The sequence below is a fragment of the Photobacterium damselae genome (assembly GCF_003026815.1).
In the GTDB taxonomy this organism is placed as follows: domain Bacteria; phylum Pseudomonadota; class Gammaproteobacteria; order Enterobacterales; family Vibrionaceae; genus Photobacterium; species Photobacterium damselae.
Genome location: NZ_PYOG01000101.1, coordinates 1 through 1,022, shown reverse-complemented (window position 1 = coordinate 1,022; position 1,022 = coordinate 1). Strand labels below are relative to the sequence as shown.

Genomic DNA, 1,022 nt, shown 5'->3' with positions numbered 1-1,022 from the left:
CACCGACATTATGAGGACGACAAGCAATTTATCATTTGTGACGAAATCATTATTTACAACGTAGAGATAGACGAGGAGGGCAACTTTACAGGCTATTTCTTCGATGAAGATAGCCAAATTATAGAAAGCTACCAAAAAGATATTCAATTTCAATTTAAGCGCATGATAAGTGCGGAGGAATTTAGATGCATTACAACGCTATCCGATTTGAAGAGCGCGAAATAGTACCGCTAATGAGTCAGCAAGAACTAGACAAGTTAGTGATCCAATACCACATCAAAGATATTAAGGCGTATTTAAGGGGGGAAGAAACAAAAGAGAGCGCTAAGCGCTCATTCATTGAACTGCAATCCATAGGGATAACGCCTTTTGAGATTGCAAAACGTGCGAAATGCAAATTAAAAGATTTAATTTTCGCATAAAGAAAAGGCACAAAACGAAACCGGAAAATATCGTTTTGTGCCCCACTCAAACTTTAAGGAATATATAACTATGACGACATCAAGTCAAGACGAAATACAAAACATTGAGCCTATCGAATTTGATTTAGGCGTGATCGTGGTTACTCGTGGCGTAGATGCTTTTTTAGATGGTAATCACTTACCGCTGGTTATTCCCCTAAACCAACATAAAAAAGGGGATTGGGGTTTGTGTTGTGAAGACGACGCAATATCAAATAACTGGGCAACACACAAAGGCAATCGGATTCTTTCAAGTTATGAGCTTAACGGTGAAAAGATTTGGATTATTACCGAGTGGGATAGAAGCGTAACCACCATCCTATTTCCTAGCGAATATTAATTAATCGTGGAGGGGTGCCCCGAAAGGGGCACAAACGGAAATATGACAGATAAATATTTTGTTTCTGGTGTACTTGGTGAGTTTGCATTTTACGCCCTTCACTTGGGCAATCAATTAATCCTTGAGGATAAACTCATTATTAATAATGTAACCTTAATAAATGATGTGTTTAGCGGTTCAATTGAAATACCCCCGAATGATAAAAACACTCTTAACCGATA

3 protein-coding genes are annotated in these 1,022 nt (G+C 38.2%); all 3 read left to right on the top strand.

Annotated elements, in window-relative coordinates; translation table 11 throughout:
- On the top strand, positions 1 to 225 hold a 225-nt coding region (locus CTN07_RS23005), incomplete at its 5' end, for a hypothetical protein (RefSeq protein ID WP_211315322.1).
- The gene (locus tag CTN07_RS22490) at positions 186 to 422 is read left to right on the top strand and encodes a hypothetical protein (protein WP_107183775.1); all 237 of its coding nucleotides are present in this window, start codon (positions 186 to 188) and stop codon (positions 420 to 422) included. The genes CTN07_RS23005 and CTN07_RS22490, both read left to right, overlap by 40 nt.
- A gap of 70 nt (positions 423 to 492) precedes the next feature.
- Positions 493 to 801, top strand: coding sequence for a hypothetical protein (locus CTN07_RS22485; protein ID WP_036766373.1), 309 nt, complete (start codon positions 493 to 495; stop codon positions 799 to 801).
- The last annotated feature ends 221 nt before the right edge of the window (positions 802 to 1,022 follow it).